This window comes from Lacticaseibacillus mingshuiensis, assembly GCF_016861785.1.
Taxonomy (GTDB): domain Bacteria; phylum Bacillota; class Bacilli; order Lactobacillales; family Lactobacillaceae; genus Lacticaseibacillus; species Lacticaseibacillus mingshuiensis.
The window spans coordinates 40502-56510 of the sequence record NZ_BOLS01000005.1; the positions used below are offsets into that span (position 1 = coordinate 40502).

The 16009-nt window shown below is 57.1% G+C and carries 14 protein-coding genes and 1 pseudogene; 9 read left to right on the top strand and 6 right to left on the bottom strand.

What is annotated here, in order from left to right; all coding sequences use genetic code 11:
* Positions 1-68 precede the first annotated feature (68 nt).
* The 8 genes from lpdD (at position 69) to JUE67_RS04315 (ending at position 7292) form a co-directional block, all read left to right on the top strand.
* Entirely contained in the window at positions 69-506 is a 438-nt protein-coding gene (lpdD, locus tag JUE67_RS04280; protein WP_203626783.1) for a prenylated flavin chaperone LpdD, read from the top strand.
* Between the two features lie 305 nt (positions 507-811).
* Complete coding sequence (locus JUE67_RS04285) at positions 812-1843, top strand: acyltransferase (RefSeq protein ID WP_203626782.1); 1032 nt, start codon at positions 812-814, stop codon at positions 1841-1843.
* A 19-nt stretch (positions 1844-1862) separates the two neighbouring features.
* Positions 1863-3014 carry a VanZ family protein gene (locus tag JUE67_RS04290; protein ID WP_225877907.1) on the top strand — a complete coding sequence of 384 codons (1152 nt, stop codon included), beginning with the start codon at positions 1863-1865 and terminating at the stop codon, positions 3012-3014.
* A gap of 14 nt (positions 3015-3028) precedes the next feature.
* Positions 3029-3985 (top strand): hypothetical protein, encoded by a 957-nt coding sequence (locus tag JUE67_RS04295; protein ID WP_203626781.1) that lies wholly within the window; start codon positions 3029-3031, stop codon positions 3983-3985.
* Between the two features lie 95 nt (positions 3986-4080).
* Complete coding sequence (lepB, locus tag JUE67_RS04300; RefSeq protein WP_203626780.1) at positions 4081-4788, top strand: signal peptidase I; 708 nt, start codon at positions 4081-4083, stop codon at positions 4786-4788.
* Positions 4789-4877: 89 nt separating this feature from the next.
* A complete protein-coding gene (locus JUE67_RS04305; protein WP_203626779.1) occupies positions 4878-5813 on the top strand; it encodes an ABC transporter ATP-binding protein in 936 nt (311 codons plus the stop codon).
* The gene (locus JUE67_RS04310) at positions 5810-6586 is read left to right on the top strand and encodes an ABC transporter permease (protein ID WP_203626778.1); all 777 of its coding nucleotides are present in this window, start codon (positions 5810-5812) and stop codon (positions 6584-6586) included. Before JUE67_RS04305 ends, JUE67_RS04310 begins: the two co-directional genes overlap by 4 nt.
* Positions 6587-6944: 358 nt before the next feature.
* Complete coding sequence (locus tag JUE67_RS04315) at positions 6945-7292, top strand: RNA polymerase sigma factor (protein ID WP_203626777.1); 348 nt, start codon at positions 6945-6947, stop codon at positions 7290-7292.
* 47 nt (positions 7293-7339) lie between these two features.
* Here the strand turns inward: JUE67_RS04315 and JUE67_RS04320 are convergent, their stop codons facing one another.
* The 6 genes and pseudogenes from JUE67_RS04320 to JUE67_RS04345 form a co-directional block, all read right to left on the bottom strand.
* Complete coding sequence (locus JUE67_RS04320; protein WP_203626776.1) at positions 7340-7879, bottom strand: GNAT family N-acetyltransferase; 540 nt, start codon at positions 7877-7879, stop codon at positions 7340-7342.
* Positions 7880-7926: 47 nt separating this feature from the next.
* Complete coding sequence (locus JUE67_RS04325) at positions 7927-8670, bottom strand: alpha/beta hydrolase (protein WP_203626775.1); 744 nt, start codon at positions 8668-8670, stop codon at positions 7927-7929.
* A gap of 33 nt (positions 8671-8703) precedes the next feature.
* On the bottom strand, positions 8704-9237 hold the full coding sequence (locus tag JUE67_RS04330) for a GNAT family N-acetyltransferase (RefSeq protein ID WP_203626774.1): 534 nt from the start codon (positions 9235-9237) through the stop codon (positions 8704-8706).
* Positions 9234-10664, bottom strand: a pseudogene (locus JUE67_RS04335) (glycoside hydrolase family 1 protein). Before JUE67_RS04335 ends, JUE67_RS04330 begins: the two are co-directional and overlap by 4 nt.
* Positions 10665-10775: 111 nt before the next feature.
* Positions 10776-11414: a potassium channel family protein gene (locus tag JUE67_RS04340; protein ID WP_203626773.1), complete on the bottom strand. Its 639-nt coding sequence runs from the start codon at positions 11412-11414 to the stop codon at positions 10776-10778.
* Positions 11415-11425: 11 nt separating this feature from the next.
* On the bottom strand, positions 11426-12811 hold the full coding sequence (locus JUE67_RS04345) for a TrkH family potassium uptake protein (RefSeq protein ID WP_203626772.1): 1386 nt from the start codon (positions 12809-12811) through the stop codon (positions 11426-11428).
* A gap of 323 nt (positions 12812-13134) precedes the next feature.
* Between JUE67_RS04345 and JUE67_RS04350 the strand changes: the two genes are divergently transcribed.
* A complete protein-coding gene (locus JUE67_RS04350; RefSeq protein WP_203626771.1) occupies positions 13135-15840 on the top strand; it encodes an HAD-IC family P-type ATPase in 2706 nt (901 codons plus the stop codon).
* Positions 15841-16009 lie beyond the last annotated feature (169 nt).

Below are 16009 nucleotides of genomic sequence, written 5' to 3' on the forward strand. Positions count from 1 at the left end.
TCACATGCCGTCCGGCGACACGCTGGGACGGACATCGGCAGAGCAATCACTGAAAGAAGTGAGTCTGCATGACTGAGTCGATAACATTCGAAGCGACCCAAGCAGGTTATGCGATCCAGATGATCGTCGAACGGCAGAGTCAGGACCTCTTGATACAGTTGATTGGCGGGGATGTACCGCATTATGGTGTGGTCACCACCATCGACAGATTTAAGCAGATTCAGACCACTGCATTGCCAAGTCGACCGGGGCATCACCACCAGGAGGGTGTACTAACGCAGCGGGTAGCTACTTTGATTGCACCGGTCATTCAAAGGAATGCAGTGATCGTTTGTGGCGTGCATGTTAATTCGATCACAACGGTGCAAATGGCGGCGGCTAGCGAAATGACGAAGCAGTTGGCAGAACAATTGCGTGATTGGTTGATTGCCCATCCGGTGAAGAAACCAGTCGAGACTTATGCGGTCGGTCAACAGACAAGTGGTACGACGCGTTCCCATACATGAACAGGTGTCGTTGCCCCTTCTTTCTCATTGCGCTGATCATCCCAAAAACATTAAACGGCGCACGAGGTTCAAAAAGCCTTGCGACGTCGTTTTTTCTTTGATGGGCAACTGCACGATTTGGGGCTCTTCAGAAATTCCTTCCAAGGATGCCAAGCCTCTATCTGATGGAAAAAACAGCCTTGTGCAGGCGTCACTCAATCGAGTGGCGCTATTTTGGTGCAGTCACATAACGAGAACGCCCGCCCATCCCCGCGCCCCAACCCTGAGTGCTATACTGAGACATATTCATGCAGGAGGACAGGACAGTGGGAAAGAAAACGCGTGTTGGGTATTTTGATCTGTTGCGATTGATCGGGTGTTTGTTGGTGGTGGCTACACACGTCACGTCAAAATACATGGATCTGGGCATCGGAACGGCGAACTGGGCTGTGATGAATACGATCAACGGCTTCACCCGGGCAGCGGTGGTCCTGTTTATCATGATCAGTGGGGCCCTGTTTTTGGACCCGGCGCGGACGATCGAGCCACGCAAATTGCTTCGGCATAACGTGCTGCACCTCGCGTTGACCCTTGTGCTGTGGAACGTTTTGTACGCCGCCATGGAGCTGGTGCTGACGCGAAACTGGACCACGGTGCGCGATACGCTGGTGCTCGGCCCATTTCATCTGTGGTTCCTGTACGTCCTGCTCGGCTGCTATCTTCTAGTGCCGGTACTGCGGCCTCTCACAAAGCAACCACATGTTGTGAATTGGCTGCTGGCGCTTGCCTTTATTTTCGTGGTGCTGCCGAGTACGGTGGTCCCTCTCCTTCCGGCAAATAGTTTGCTGCAGCGGTTCTTTGCGGAATTTCATCTCGGTGGCGTCGGGCAACTGTGGTTCTATTTTCTGCTCGGCCATGCGCTGCACCACGCCCATTTCAGTCGGCGTCAAAGTGTGACATTGATCGGGCTTGGCCTGCTTGCGACGATCGGCATCGTGGTCGGCACCGCGGCGTTGTCACTGCCGGCGCATCATCTGGATCAGGCGTTTCAGGCCAACGCGGGGCTGCTGGTGTTGCTTCAAGCTTGCGGGTTGTTCGTGCTTGGCAAGCGGGTGTATGATCGCCAGCCGTCACGGTTTGTGGCGCTTTTCGCCGATCTTGCACTGCCAATCTACCTCGTCCATCCCGTGTTTCTCGGCCTGGTGCTCAAGCTGGGCTGGATCAAGCCGACGCTGTTGAGCTTTGTGGGCTGTTACTTGTTGATCTTCGCGGCCGCCTTTGTCTTCGCGCTCGGTTACCGGGTCTTTGATAATTGGCTGCGGCGGGTGACGCTGCCCGCCAAGCGATCCGTCGCATAAACCTGAAGGAGATGCCACGATGAATGTGAATCTGAATATCTATGCCTTTCCATTAAAAATGGCACTGCTTGTCTTTCCTTTTGTCGCCCTGATCATTGCCTTGCCGCTTTTGATCGTGCAGTATCGCCGGTATGGCAGTTTTTTGGCCTGGCGGGCGGTGGTGCTTTACAGTTTTATCTATTATTTGATCACGGCGTATTTCCTCGTGATCTTACCGTTACCGGATCCGGCAGCCGTCGCCAAACTCGTCAGCCCGCGGTATAACTTGATTCCGTTCAACGCGCTGCGCAATTTTCTGGACTACACTGTTTTTCGCATCGGCGATCCCAGCACGTGGCTTGCGGCGCTTAAGCAGCCTTGGTTTATTCAGCCGGCCTTTAACGTTGTCCTCACGCTGCCATTTGGGGTCTATCTGCGGTATTACTTCAAGCGGCCGTTGTGGCAGATCGCTGGGATGGGATTTTTGCTCAGCCTGTTTTTCGAATTGACCCAGTTGTCGGGGCTGTATGGCATTTACCCGCGGCCTTACCGGATGTTCGACGTCGATGATCTGATCTTGAACACGACCGGCGCGTTTCTCGGCGGGGTGATCGCGCCGGTCTTGATGCGCGCGTTTCCGACTCGCGATGCGATGGATGAAAGAAGTGTGGCGAAGGGGCAACGTGTCACCTGGACACGGCGGCTGGTCGCGTTCATTCTCGATAATGGGCTGGTGTGGCCGTTAGTTGCGGGGGTGCTCGACCTGGCGCTGCGGCTGCTGGGGCTGGCGAATTCCAGCTGGCAGCCGGTGGCGGTGTGGGTGGTCGCCTTGGCGGTCGTGCATGTCCTGATGCCGCTGCTATTGCATGGCGCGACTTTGGGAATGCTGGTCGTCCGGCTGGCAATTGTGACGGTCGACGAGGCGCCGGCCAATGTTTGGCGGCTGGCGCTGCGTGCGGGACTGCTGTATTTGGTCACACTGCAGAGTTGGCGCGGCTTTTTATGGGCGTTCACGGAGATCTACTCCTATGATCATCAAAGCCAGAGCAATTATATTTTATTGGTTGGTTTTGGCGTGGTCGCAGCCTTCACCATATTGAATTTCATCTGGAACCTGGTGATGCGGCACCACCGCTTTTTCTATGACGTATGGGCAGGCACCAAGCTCGTGGCGCGGCCAGCGAAAAAATAGCGAGGAGGGGCGCGATGAAACGCAAAGTCAGATGGGGCCGGGTGGCAGTGGCACTGGCCATTTTGGCACTACTGATCAGTGGCGGCGGCTGGCTGGTCGCGCGCGGCCTCGCACATTCGGCCGGCACGAAGCAGGTGAGTCGCGCCTCTGAATCTGGTCGGCAGAAACAGATCGACGCGCCTTATGCGGTGACGCTGGCCTCAGAGATGACCTTTTTGCGCCCTGATGCGACCAGCGCGCCACTGGAAATTTTCATTCACGCGAAAAACGAGGGGCGGGTCACGCTGACGACAGCCACGCCGCATCACGCCAGCTCGCCGGCCACGTCAAAAGACGCCACCACTTTGCTGGACCTAACGCCGCATGCCGGTACGGTGGCAAATGTGGCCACCAAAACGCTGCAGGTTCAAGTTGATGGCAAGCGCCGGACGATCAAGGTGAATACGCGACTCACGCTGAAAAATGGGGCACACTATTTTCTGACCCGCGATGACAAGGGGACAATCGGGTTGATCAAGCAGGACAAATCGACCCAGGTGGCCTATCTGCAGCAGACCAATGACCGCGCGCTCTTGAAACAGGCGCTGTGGGGCCGGGGCTTTTCGATCGGCCCGACCCGCTACAACGGCGAATCGATCAACACGGCCATGGATCAGGATCGTGCGCCGCAAAACACGGTGGCCGATAATACCCGCCTGGGCGTGTTCAGCGATGGCCAGCATGTCCGCGTGACGGCGCTGGGCGCGGGCTCCCCAGGCTGGGAGGGCACGTACCGGCTGACGAGCAAGACGCTGACAATCAAGTTCTCAACCGGCGCGGTGGCGTCGCAGTTTCGTTTTTCCTATACCTTTGAAAAAGGGCGGTTGCAACTTGCCCCACTTGCGACTCAGGACCGGGCGGGAAATACGCTGACCTGGCGTTTTGCCCTGGATGAGGACGGACTCCTGGCCGCGCAACGACCGCTGGCATGAGTGGGCCACGCCGATCGTTGTGACAAAGAAGACAAGTTAGATGCAAACGGTCTGCATCTTTGGTAGTGTTGCACTGAGAAAGCGAGGCGAGACACTTGGCAAAAAGCAAACTGCGTGGCCTGACCTGGCTGCTCGGCGGACTGATCGCGCTGACGATGCTATTTGACCTTGGGTTTCGCCTGGATTATACCAATGGGACTTCGATGAGCCCGACCCTTCATGATGGCCAGATTCTCGTGGTGGCGCGGCAACGCACCGTCGATGCCCTGCATTTGGGCTATCATCGCAAGGACATCGTGGTGATCAAAAACGAGCGCGCCTTGCCTGGTGCGGCACCCGGCACGCTGTTGGTCAAGCGGCTGATCGGGATGCCGGGAGACCTGGTCGGCATCAGTCGCCGGGTCGTCTACATTAATGCCGAACCGCTGAGCGAACCGTATGTTTATTATCATATGAATAACTTGAAGTACCCATATGATGCGGTGCCAAATGGCGGGGCCCAGTTCAGCAGTGCCCATTTCCTCCACAGCAATTTTTTGACGAAAAACAGTTACTTTGTGCTCGGTGACAATCGGCCGAGCTCCGCGGATTCGCGGTGGTTCGGCCCGATCAAGAAGCGGCAGTTGCAAGGTAAGGTGCTGTGGGCGACGCCGCTGAATTATCATTTCTGGCCGAGCCGGCTGTTGGGGGAGTTGATCGCGTATTTTCCAGTGATGGGAATGCTACTGATCGTCGGACTGAATTGGCTACGCTACCTGCGAGCGCAACGGACAGCACGGGATATGTTTCACGTGAAACCATAAACTGAGGATCCTGCAAATGCGGGATTCTTTTTTCTTCCATTATTGTCACATGATGGCAAAGCTTTGACGGTATGGTATTCTGAGCAAAGATGAAAGAGGAGGTGGGCACGACGGCTATTTTGACAGTTCAAGACTTGAATAAGTCATTTGGCGGACATCAGGTGCTACATGGGGTCGATTTTGCCCTGGGGGAAGGCCATGTTGTGGGCTTGGTCGGGCCAAACGGCGCAGGAAAAAGTACGATCATGAAGGCGGTGTTGGGCCTCATTCCAACAGATGGCGGGACGATCACGATCGGGGATAAGCCGGTCTCGATCACCAGTCACCAGGCACTCAAAGACGTGGGCGCCTTGATCGAATATCCGGGCATCTACCCATTTTTGACCGGTCGACAGCATTTGGAACTTTATGCGGCCAGGCATCACCGCGCGCAAAATATCACCAGCATCGTTGAGGCGTTGGGGATGACCAAATACATCAACGTCAGCGCCAAGAGCTACTCTCTGGGGATGAAACAAAAATTGGGAATCGCCCAAGCGCTGGTCGACCATCCAAAACTTGTGATCTTGGATGAGCCTATGAATGGCCTGGATCCGCAGGCGGTCAAGGACCTGCGTGATATCATTCGCAAGCGGGCGGCTGATGGCACGAGTTTCTTGATCTCCAGTCACATCTTGAGCGAGCTTGAAAAAGTGGCGGATGATGTGCTGGTCCTCAATCACGGGCATATCGTGCAGGAAAGTAGTATGGCGGCGCTGGCTGACGCAGGTGGGGCGGTTTACCGCATTGCGACCGCAGACGATGAAGCGGCCGTGGCGGCGTTGGCCGTGGCTGATGTGACGGTGAGCCGCACGCCAGCGGGGCTGATTCTGCGCGAGACTGGGCCGGATGTGTTAAATACGGCGCTGGCGGCACTGGTTGGGCGTAGTATTCAGATCAGATCGATCGAACACGTCCATCGCGATCTTGAGACCTCGTTTTTGGATATGGTCGCAGGCGACGGAAAAGAGGCAAGCCACAAATGAAAACATTGATCGGTCAAGAGTTATATAAGCTGGCTCACCGCAAAGGCACGTGGGTCGGCTTGGGCGTTGTGGTCTTGTTCCAGATCGCGTGGGCGTTGGTCGTGGCCAAAGCAGCCGAGCTCATGTCGGTCCCTGATTCGATGATCGGCAACTATGGCGGCAACAGTCTATTGATTTTTGTGATGATCGCCAGCACCGCCGGTATTATCTCAAGTGAATTCCAATATGGGACGATCAAACAGTTGTTGTACCGGCAGTATTACCGCAGCCAAGTTTTCGTGTCCAAGGTCTGCGCCTTGTTGATTCAGGCATTGGTGCTCAAGGCGGTGGCGATCGTGGTTGGCTTTGGCATGACGCTGGTCACACCGGCCCTGAACGCGAAGGTCGACTTGATGGGGACGTATGAAAAACAGCCATTCATGAATGCCTATTGGCTGGCGCAGGCGGGGAACCTGCTGACGATGCTGCTGATCTTGAGTTTCGTTCTGTTGGTCTCGACGATCTTGAAAACCAATGCCGCCGCGATCGCCGCGGGCTTCATCGGCTATTTGGTCGCGTATGTGGCCTCGGTGACGCTTTTGGCCGCGATCGCCCAGTGGCACTGGGTCAAATGGAATCCGTTGACGTTCATGTTGACTGAGACCCAGATCCTGTCGCCATCCTATGCGAAAGCGACGCTGTTGAGCACACCGCAGATGCTGACTGGGTCGGTTGTTTACACCTTGCTGTTTGGCGTGCTGGCTTATCTGAGTTTTCGGCGGCGTAGCGTTTAATCTTTTCTTCGTGCATCCCGCGGGCCTCCGCACCCTTTTGCAGTTGGGCTTCGCCGAGCAGGGGTGGGGCATTTAGCTGACCTAGGCACTCGCTGGCAGGGGGCGCCATCAAGCACCCAGGCCGAGCTAACTGCCCACCCCTAAGCGCTCGGCTACGCACCCTTTTCAGTTGGGCTTCGGGCCGCATGGTGGGGACATCTAACTGTCTTGTGCACTCGGTGGCCCAGTGCGCCACCAAGCGCGCAAGCCAAGTTCGCTGCCCCACCATCCCGCGGGCCTCCGCACCCTTTTTCTTTTCCTATCTCTGTTGTGGTGTTGAATGCGCTACAATGGAGGGAGAAGAAAGTGAGGGATGGCCATGGCAGGAGAAGTGAAACGCTACACGGTCCTCAATGAGGCAGGCGAGTTTTTGGAGACAGATAACTTGTTGTTGCTGCCTGCATGGACGACCGATCTGCAGCGCATGTGGCTGACATACAGCCGAGTAGAGGCGACCCGGGTGGCGAAGCAGGCAGACGGCACCGCTTGTGTGCTGACGTTCACGCCGCTAGTCGCAGAGACCGAAGATCCATACGGCCGTGGATTGCCAGTCGCCGTTCAGCGCCAAGCCATCACGCTTCATGAGCAGGGGCTGACGTATCGCCAGATCGCCAAGCTTCTCAGCATCTCGAAGTCGACGGTCGGAAATATTATTCATCGCAAATAAAAATAGGCACTGGCCGCCGCTGACGACCAATGCCTATTTTTATTGCCTTAAAATTCCGACTTGAGGAGGGACCAGACGTGGCCATCATGTGCCCCGTCTGCCAGAAGCTCATTTGCCCGCAGCGTGCCATCCAGGTGAAACCCAGCATGCTCAGCAACCGCATTGCTGGTGTGGTTGTCGACTGCCGCCTCGATGGTGATCTTGTTGAGCGCGTACTCATCAAAGCCCAACCGACAAAGGCCACGGACGGCTTGGGTCATCACACCGCGCCCCCGGAATTGGCGGCCGAGCCAATAGCCGATATCGGCGCTTTGGCTCAGCTCATGAAAGCCATTGAAACTGATCATGCCGGCCGGGGCGTTGCCGACCCAGATCACGGTGTTGAGCGATGTCCCTTGGGCAAAATGGCTGAGCACCGATTGGAGAAAGGCGGTCTCATCTTGTGGTGAGCGTAAGGTGTCCACCCACGGCAACCAGCGCCCCAGTTCGTCGCGATCCGCATCGATCAAAGTGGACAAGGCAGACGCGTCGATCAGTGGCCGAGGCAAAGCCAACTTCAATTGATCGTTGATCGAATATGAAAACAAAATAAGACCTCCCTTTACCAACGTTTATCCCAATTGAAAAACGTGTCTCATAACTCATGCGTAAACGTGTCAAGCGATCGATCCCAGAACCGCCATTCGTGATCGCCTTCGCTGAAGGAACCGGTGATCTCAAGACCAAGCTGGCGGCCGCGTGAGACAAAGTTCTGGCTCATCGGCAACAGGCCATCACTCGTCCCGCAAAAGACATGAATCGTTAAGCTTTGCCCCTGCGCATTTTCGAGCAAAGACAGTGGATTCAATTCTCCAGTCAGGCGGGCGGCGTCACCGTAGAGGAACGGGAACTCGTGTTGTTGTTCTGCGGAAACCTGATTTGCGCGCAGGCTGGTGTCGAGAACGCCTGACAGCAGGTCCACGTGGCTGTAACGCTCTGGATGGGTGAGGGCGATGCGGGCCGCCCCGTAGCCGCCCATGGAGATCCCGGCAATATGATTGAGCGCCTTCTCATTGGAGAGTCCAAGTAGTAGGTGAAGGTAGTGCGGCAACTCCTCACTGACGAGGGTGAAGTAATTTTGCCCGTGAATATCGTCGAGGTAAAAACTCCGCCCGGCACTTGGCATCACAACGACCAGCCCAGTTTCCTGGGCGTAAAGCTCCAGTTTGGATAGGCGCAGTGGCGCACTGCCATCATCTGATAAGCCATGCAGCATCCAGAGCACCGGCGTCTCGCTGAGCGGTTTGCCGGCGATGCGAATCTCGTCGGGCACGATGATGTTGACCAAGGTACTCATTTGTAGCGCGGATGAGTAATAATCGAGTTGCATCAAAGCCATGTCGATTCCTCCTTTAGTTTCACGTGAAACTTATTACAGGCCAAACGCCGGATCGTAGCGTAACTGCCCATGAACATCTGTCAGGCCGCCGCGTCGAATCTCCTTGATCATGAAGTTCGCTGCGGCCACGTCAAACGGCGCCGTGATGCCATAGTCGGCGGCAGGGCCAAAGCCAAAGCGACCGTAATATGCGGGGTCACCCAAAACAGAAAGCGCGCGGCGTTCATCTTCGCCGGCCTGCATTTGCAGATAGCTGATCAAGGCCGCCCCGACACCTTCGTTTTGATGGGCAGGGGCAACGGCCAGCGGGGCCAGCACAAACACAGGCCGTTGCGTGCCAGTGTTCGCGACCACCTGGGCTTGACTCAGCAAGGCGTGGCCCAGCAACGTCCCGTCTTCTCCAGTCGCCACGACATCATAATCGGGATGATAGGTCGGACTTTGACGCAGCGCAGCGACAAGCGCGGCTTCGTTGCCATCTGCGTGTGCGGCGGTCAGAAATGCGGCGGTGATCAACGCCAGGCTTGCCGGTTTTTGAGCATCGGTAATGGGACTGATCTTGATCATGACTGGGCCTCCTCAAATAAACACTCGCCATTGGTCTCAATGATATGTTGATACGTGTCAAAACTATCTTTTTTCGCTCGGGCCAAGGTGCCGTTACCGGCGTCATCCTTGTCGACATAAATAAAGCCATAACGCTTGGACATTTGGCCGTCGCCGGCGGACACGATGTCGATCGGGCCCCACCAGGTGTAGCCGATCACGTTGCAGCCGTCCTTGATCGCCTCGCCCAACGCCTGAAGATGTTTGATCAGATAATCACTGCGCGCGGGATCGTGAATGCGGCCATCCGGGGCCACGGTATCCTTCATGCCCAGCCCATTTTCAACGACCATCATGGGGCAGCCATAGCGGTCCTGGACCAAATTGCACATCCAGCGCAGGCCAAGCGGGTCGATCTGCCAGCCCCAGTCCGTGGCTTCGAGATACGGATTGGGTGCACCCTTGACGCCGCCTGTATCACCATACAGCCCCATGCCGGCTTTGTAGGTCGAGGAGCGGTAATAACTGAAGCCGAGAAATTCGGAGGTGTTTTCCGCGATCAGGGCCAGCTCGTCGTCGGTCACATCCAAGGTCGCGTGATGGTCGCGCAAAATGCGGGTGACAAAGGCGGGGTAATGACCCTTGAGCTGCACGTCAGCGGACACCCAGGTACGCCGCTGCATCTGCATCGCCCCGAAGACATCGGCCGGCGCACAGGTGGCCGGATAGACCGCGGCCTGGCTGAGCGACAACATGATGCCCATATGTGCTTATGGCATGAGCTGCTTGGCGAGCTGGACGGCCTTCGCGTTGGCGACGTACATGTTATGCTCCGCCTGGAAGGTCTGCCGCACGCGTTCGTCCGGGTCATCGGCCAAGTCGATCGCGGCGGCCGCGTACCAGATCGTATGCGTGTTGTTCATTTCGTTGAACGTCATCCAGTAAGGCACCACATGGCCATAGCGGGTGAAAATCGTGCGACAAAACTTTTCATACAGCGGAATCAGTTTCTTGCTGGTCCAACCCCCATACTTATCATGGAGCGCCAGTGGGGTCTCATAATGCGAGATCGTGACGATCGGGGTCATGCCCAACTCATGCATTTTCGCAAAGAGCCGATCATAATACGCCAACCCCGCCTCGTTGGGGGTGTCTTCCTCGCCGGTTGGATAGAGGCGACTCCAGGCGATCGAGGTCCGAAAACAGTTGAACCCCATGCCGGCCATGAGCGTCAGATCCGTCGCATAGCGGTGGTAAAAATCGATCGCCTCGTGATTTGGATAGTAATGGCCCGGCACCACGGCCTTGTCGTGCTCACTTTTGCCGATGCCGTGGGTGGTCACATCGGCGATCGACGGGCCCTTCCCATCAGTTTGCCACGCGCCTTCTGCCTGGTTTGCGGCGATCGCGCCGCCCCAGAGAAAATCTGTTGGAAAAACTGTCATCATTGTCGCTTCTTTCTATCAGTGGTCTCGCGTTTATTGTACGCCGGCGGGGAAAGGGGCAACAGCTTGGATGCAAAAAAGGGACCCGCTGATCAGCGAGTCGCCAATTGCATTTCATTCTGTTTTGCTTGCGGCCAAGGTGATCAGAATATCGCTGGCTTGCAGCGGCTGGTCGACATCGACCGGCACTTGGACTGCGCCGTTGCGCACCACCGCCAGTACATTCAGTCCGGCGCGGTTGCGAAGGTCTGCCTCGATGATATTTTTCCCGACCCAGGCCTCGTCGGGGTGCTGCTCGGAGATCGTGACGCCGGCGCGGTCCAGGACATCGAGGACGTTTGGATCCACCAGTTGCTGGGCGACCTTGGCCCCAATTTCGACTTCAGGCAGGACCACTTGATCGGCCCCAACGCGGCGCAGAATCGCGGCTTGCCGAGGTGCCAGCGCCTTGACGACCACATGCGGGGCCCCGAGTTCCTTGGCGATCATGGTGGCCATCACGCTGCTTTCGAATTCCTCGCCCATGGCAAATACCACGACGTCGAATTGGGCGATATCCAATTTTTTCAGTAAGGCCTCATCGCTGGCATCACCGGTGACGCAGCGGTCCACTTGATCGACGACTGTGTTGACGCGGGCCATTTCGCGGTCGACGGCCAAGATCTCGACATCTGCCTGGGCGAGATGCGACACGAGGCTAGTGCCAAAGCGGCCAAGGCCAAAGACGGCAAAACTATGTGGCATATTTTTCATATGAGACACTCCTAACCTAGAATCAGATCTTCTTCGGGATAATCGAGTTGCGCGGAGGGGCTGGTCTGGCGGGTGGCCAAGGCGACCGCCAACGTGAGCGGCGACAGGCGCCCAATGAACATACACAGGGCAATGATGCCCTTGCCCGCGGCGGACAGATAGGGCGTCATGCCAGTCGTGAGGCCCACTGTCCCGGCGGCGCTGGTCGTTTCAAACAAGAGGTCCAAGGCTTTGGGGTGAAACGCGTTGCCGACCTCGGTGAAGTGCAGCGCGAGCGTGGCGCAGACCACGATCGCCATCATGGTGCAGGTGATCGCCAGCGCCTTGTTCAACGCCGCTTGGGGAATGCGCCGGCCAAACAGCACCAGGCCATTTTGACCGCGCATCGCCGCCCAGGCACTGCCGACAAGCAAGGCAACGCTGATGGTCTTGATCCCGCCGGCGGTCCCGGCTGGCGAACCCCCGATAAACATGAAGGCCGAGGCAGCGAGCTTGCTGAGGTCGCCCAGTTGGTCTTGGGCGGTGGTGGCAAACCCGGCCGTTCGCAGTGTCACGGATTCAAAGGCACTCGCCAGCCATTTTTGCGGTGCGGACAGGCCTGCGAGACTGGGGCGATTCCATTCTAGCGCCGCAAAGAGCACGGCGCCGCCAATGAGCAGGAGGCCGCTTGAAAGCAGGACCAATTTTGCCTGAAGCGACAGACGCCGCAGCGCACGCTTGCGCGGCTTGCGGGTCGTGAGAAAATGGCTGAGCTCATGCAGGACCGTGAAGCCGAGCCCGCCCAGCACGATCAGGCACATGATCGTCCAGTTGAGCAGCGGATCGGTGCGGAAGACCTCCAGGCTGTTGAGGCCAACGATATCAAAGCCGGCGTTGCAAAATGCGGAGACCGCGTGGAAAATGCCGTACCACAGCGCCTCGCCGACGTCATAGCCCCGGTCGGCTTGCAGGAAGCCCGCGGTCATGAAAAGCGCGCCCACGCCTTCGATGGCGGCGGTGTACTTCATCACGGACAGGGTCAATTTGCCCATGCCGGCGAGGTCGTTTTGCGCAAACATGGCCTGCACGACCAGGCGCTGGCGGAGGCCGATGCGGCGCCGAAATAAGGTGACCGCACCGGTGACCACGGTGATGAAGCCGATGCCGCCGAACTGAATCAACAGCAGGATCACTAGCTGGCCAAAAAGCGTCCAGTGCTGCATCGTATTGACCACCACCAGCCCCGTGACACAGCCGGCCGACACTGCAGTGAAAAGCGCATCAAGAAAGCCGATGCTACGGCCGTTTTGGCTGGCCATCGGCAGGGTGAGGAGCAATGCGCCCACCAGAATCATCAAGGCAAAGCTGAGCAGAATCGCCTGAGCCGCACTCAGGTGAAAACGTTGGCTGCGGGACATAGGCCGCCTTCTTTCAGTCAGATCGTTAACTCAACCATACCCAAACCGGCTTGAAAGCGCAACCGCATCAAAAAAGGGTGCGGAGCGGGGCGCATAGGGGCGGGCAGCTAAGTCCATCTGACGTGTGAGGCGTTTCTTGCCTCATGCGGCTGATGGCATAGATGTCCCACTCCTGCCCCGCGAAGCCCGACTATGGAAAAGGGTGCGGAGCCCGACTATGGGGCGCAAGACTGGTTGCGTGCGGCGCTTGGTTACTATAAAATTAGTTATGTTCAACCATATGGCGAGAGCCAAATTCATATTGACAAAAAGGATGATGATTTATGGACGATCCCGGTGAACATAGGTCGCTGACCCATGTAGATGTCCCGACGATCCAACAGGAATTGCACGTGCCCGATCTAGAAGCAGGATTGAGCAGCGAAGACGCAAAGAAGCGCTTGGCAATAAATGGGCCAAACGCGTTGGAGTCGCACGTCACACCTAAATGGGTCACTTTTATCCGCCAGTTCAACAACCTGATCATTTATATTTTGATCGGGGCGGCCATTATGACCAGCATTATGGGGCTCATGACGGATACGATCATTATTGCGTTGGTCATTGTGATCAACGCGTTTATCGGTTATTTTCAAGAGGTCAACGCCAGCAATGCGCTGGAGAAGATCAAACAGATGTTGGCGCACACCGCCACGGTTTATCGCGATGGCCAACGCGTCGATGTCGACACCGCGGACCTTGTGACGGGGGATGTTGTTTTCCTCGAAGCAGGGGACAATGTGCCGGCCGATCTGCGGCTGTTTGATGTCGATAACCTGACGATGATGGAATCGGCGCTGACCGGCGAGTCGAACTCGGTCGAAAAACAGATCGAGCCGCTGGAAGGCGATGTGCCGCTGGCCGAACAGTCGAACATGGCGTTTGCCTCGACGGCGGTCGCGTCTGGTTCCGGCATGGGCATCGTGGTGGCGACCGGGATCCACACCGAGCTTGGGAAGATCTCCCAGGCCGTGGCGGATGTTCGCAAAGGACGTTCGCCATTAATGAAGGAACTCGATGGCATTGGCAAAGGGATCTCCATTGGGATTCTCGTGTTTGCCGTTGCACTCTTTATTTTTGGCTTATTCACCGGTCGCTACACCGTTGGCACCCTGGCCCTGGCCGTGGTGACGATGATCGTCGGTTCGCTGCCTGAAGGGCTTCCGGCAACGACTTCGGTGGTTCTGGCGATGGGCATGCAGAACATGGCCAAGCACAACAACACCATTGTCAAAACGTTGCCTGGCGCCGAGACCTTGGGCTCCGTTGACGTCATTGCCACTGATAAAACAGGGACGCTGACGAAAAACGAAATGACGATGACCGACGTGATCACGCCGGCGCATCATTATGCAGTCACCGGCACCGGTTATGCACCGACCGGCCAGTTCACGCTGGATGGGGCTGCGGTCTCGCCAGCGGATCAGGCGGATCTGCAAGAACTGCTGATCGCAGGCTTTCAGGCGAACGACACCACGCTGGCTGAGGTCGATGGGGTGTATGAGATCAACGGGGAGCCGACTGATGGCGCCTTTATGACGGCCTACCAAAAGGGATTTTCCGCCGACCCAGCCGGCGAAGAGCTCGATTTTTTGCCATTTGATTCGGATTATCGCTACATGGCCAAGTTGGTCGAATTGCCGGATGGCACGCGCAAGATCTACCTGAAGGGGTCCCCCGATAAGGTCTTCCCGATGGCGAAAAACGCGGATCCGCATTTTGACGAACAGGCTTACTTGGCACTGACGTCGAAATTGTCTCGCGGCGGCCAGCGTGTCATCGCGGTGGCGGAAAAAGTCGTCGGCTCCGAGGTGGATGAGATCACCTTGCCACTTTGCGAAGAGGGGATGCAGTTTCTGGGCATCGCCGCGTTGATCGATCCGCCGCGTGACGAGGTGATCGCCTCGATCAAGCAGATGCATAAGGCCGGCGTGCGCGTTGTCATGATCACCGGGGACCACCCGGAAACAGCCAGCGCGATCGCCGCCACTTTGGGCATCGCCAAGCGCCCGCGCGTCGTCACAGGGACCGAACTGGCCCAAATGGACGATGCCGCGCGTTTTCAGGCAATGACCACTGCGGATGTGTTCGCGCGCACGACCCCAGCCGACAAGTTGGCGATCGTGACGGCCTTGCAAGAAGCCGGCAATGTCACCGCGATGGTCGGCGATGGGGTCAATGACGCCCCGGCGCTGAAAAAAGCGGATGTCGGCGTTGCCATGGGCGTGTCTGGGACTGATGTGGCGAAGGATGCCGCCGATATTATTTTGACGGATGACAAATTCACCACGATGGAAAAAGCGATCGCCCAAGGCCGGCGCATTTACGACAACTTGAAAAAGAGTGTGTTGTTCCTGCTTCCGACCAGTTTTGCCGAAGGGCTGATCATCGCCTTCACCGTCCTGACCCAAGATGCCATGCCGCTGAATGCCCCGCAGATGCTGTGGATCAACATGGTGTCGGCGATCACCATTCAGTTTGCGTTCATCTTTGAGCCGGCGGAACCGGGTATCATGGAACGGCCGCCGCGCTCAAACACGGCCGGGATGATGAACAAGCACGATATTTTCCAACTCGTTTATGTGTCGGTGCTGATCTCTGGCCTGGGCCTGATCGCCCATGACTACCTGCTCAGCCGCGGAATCGTGGATGCGGCCACCGCTTCCACGATGATGGTCAACATCGTCATTCTCGGGAAGATCTTCTACCTGTTCAACATCCGCACCAAGGCCCCGGCATTTTCCAAGCAGCTCTTCACCAACCCGATGGCCTATGCGATCATCGGCCTCATGATGGTGCTGCAGCTGATTTTGACCTACGTGCCGTTCATGCAAAATGTGATGGGCACTTCCGGCATGTCCCTGCGCGAATGGGGCATCGCGATCGCCATCGGTTTCATCGTCTTGGTCGTCACCGAGATCGACAAGCTGATCCGCCTCGCCTATGCCAAAGAAGCCGCGAAACCGCATTTTCGGGCGGAAAAGGAATAGGGTGCGAAGGTGCGCGGGACAGCGGGTCAGCTAACTTGGCTCGGGCGCTTGAGGCGTCCTTTGCCTCGAGTGCACGAGACAGTTAGATGTACCCGTTGTGCGCACCGGAGCCCAACTGGACTAGGGTGCGGCGCGCGGCGATGCGCGGGTCACCGGATCTGCGTCCAAA

Coding starts and splice junctions, on each gene's coding strand:
- JUE67_RS04350 (WP_203626771.1), top strand. CDS start 13,135: ATGGACGATCCCGGTGAACATAGGTCGCTGACCCATGTAGATGTCCCG.
- JUE67_RS04340 (WP_203626773.1), bottom strand. CDS start 11,414: ATGAAAAATATGCCACATAGTTTTGCCGTCTTTGGCCTTGGCCGCTTT.
- JUE67_RS04315 (WP_203626777.1), top strand. CDS start 6,945: ATGGCAGGAGAAGTGAAACGCTACACGGTCCTCAATGAGGCAGGCGAG.
- lpdD (WP_203626783.1), top strand. CDS start 69: ATGACTGAGTCGATAACATTCGAAGCGACCCAAGCAGGTTATGCGATC.
- JUE67_RS04310 (WP_203626778.1), top strand. CDS start 5,810: ATGAAAACATTGATCGGTCAAGAGTTATATAAGCTGGCTCACCGCAAA.
- JUE67_RS04290 (WP_225877907.1), top strand. CDS start 1,863: ATGAATGTGAATCTGAATATCTATGCCTTTCCATTAAAAATGGCACTG.
- JUE67_RS04325 (WP_203626775.1), bottom strand. CDS start 8,670: ATGGCTTTGATGCAACTCGATTATTACTCATCCGCGCTACAAATGAGT.
- JUE67_RS04305 (WP_203626779.1), top strand. CDS start 4,878: ATGAAAGAGGAGGTGGGCACGACGGCTATTTTGACAGTTCAAGACTTG.
- JUE67_RS04330 (WP_203626774.1), bottom strand. CDS start 9,237: ATGATCAAGATCAGTCCCATTACCGATGCTCAAAAACCGGCAAGCCTG.
- JUE67_RS04345 (WP_203626772.1), bottom strand. CDS start 12,811: ATGTCCCGCAGCCAACGTTTTCACCTGAGTGCGGCTCAGGCGATTCTG.
- JUE67_RS04295 (WP_203626781.1), top strand. CDS start 3,029: ATGAAACGCAAAGTCAGATGGGGCCGGGTGGCAGTGGCACTGGCCATT.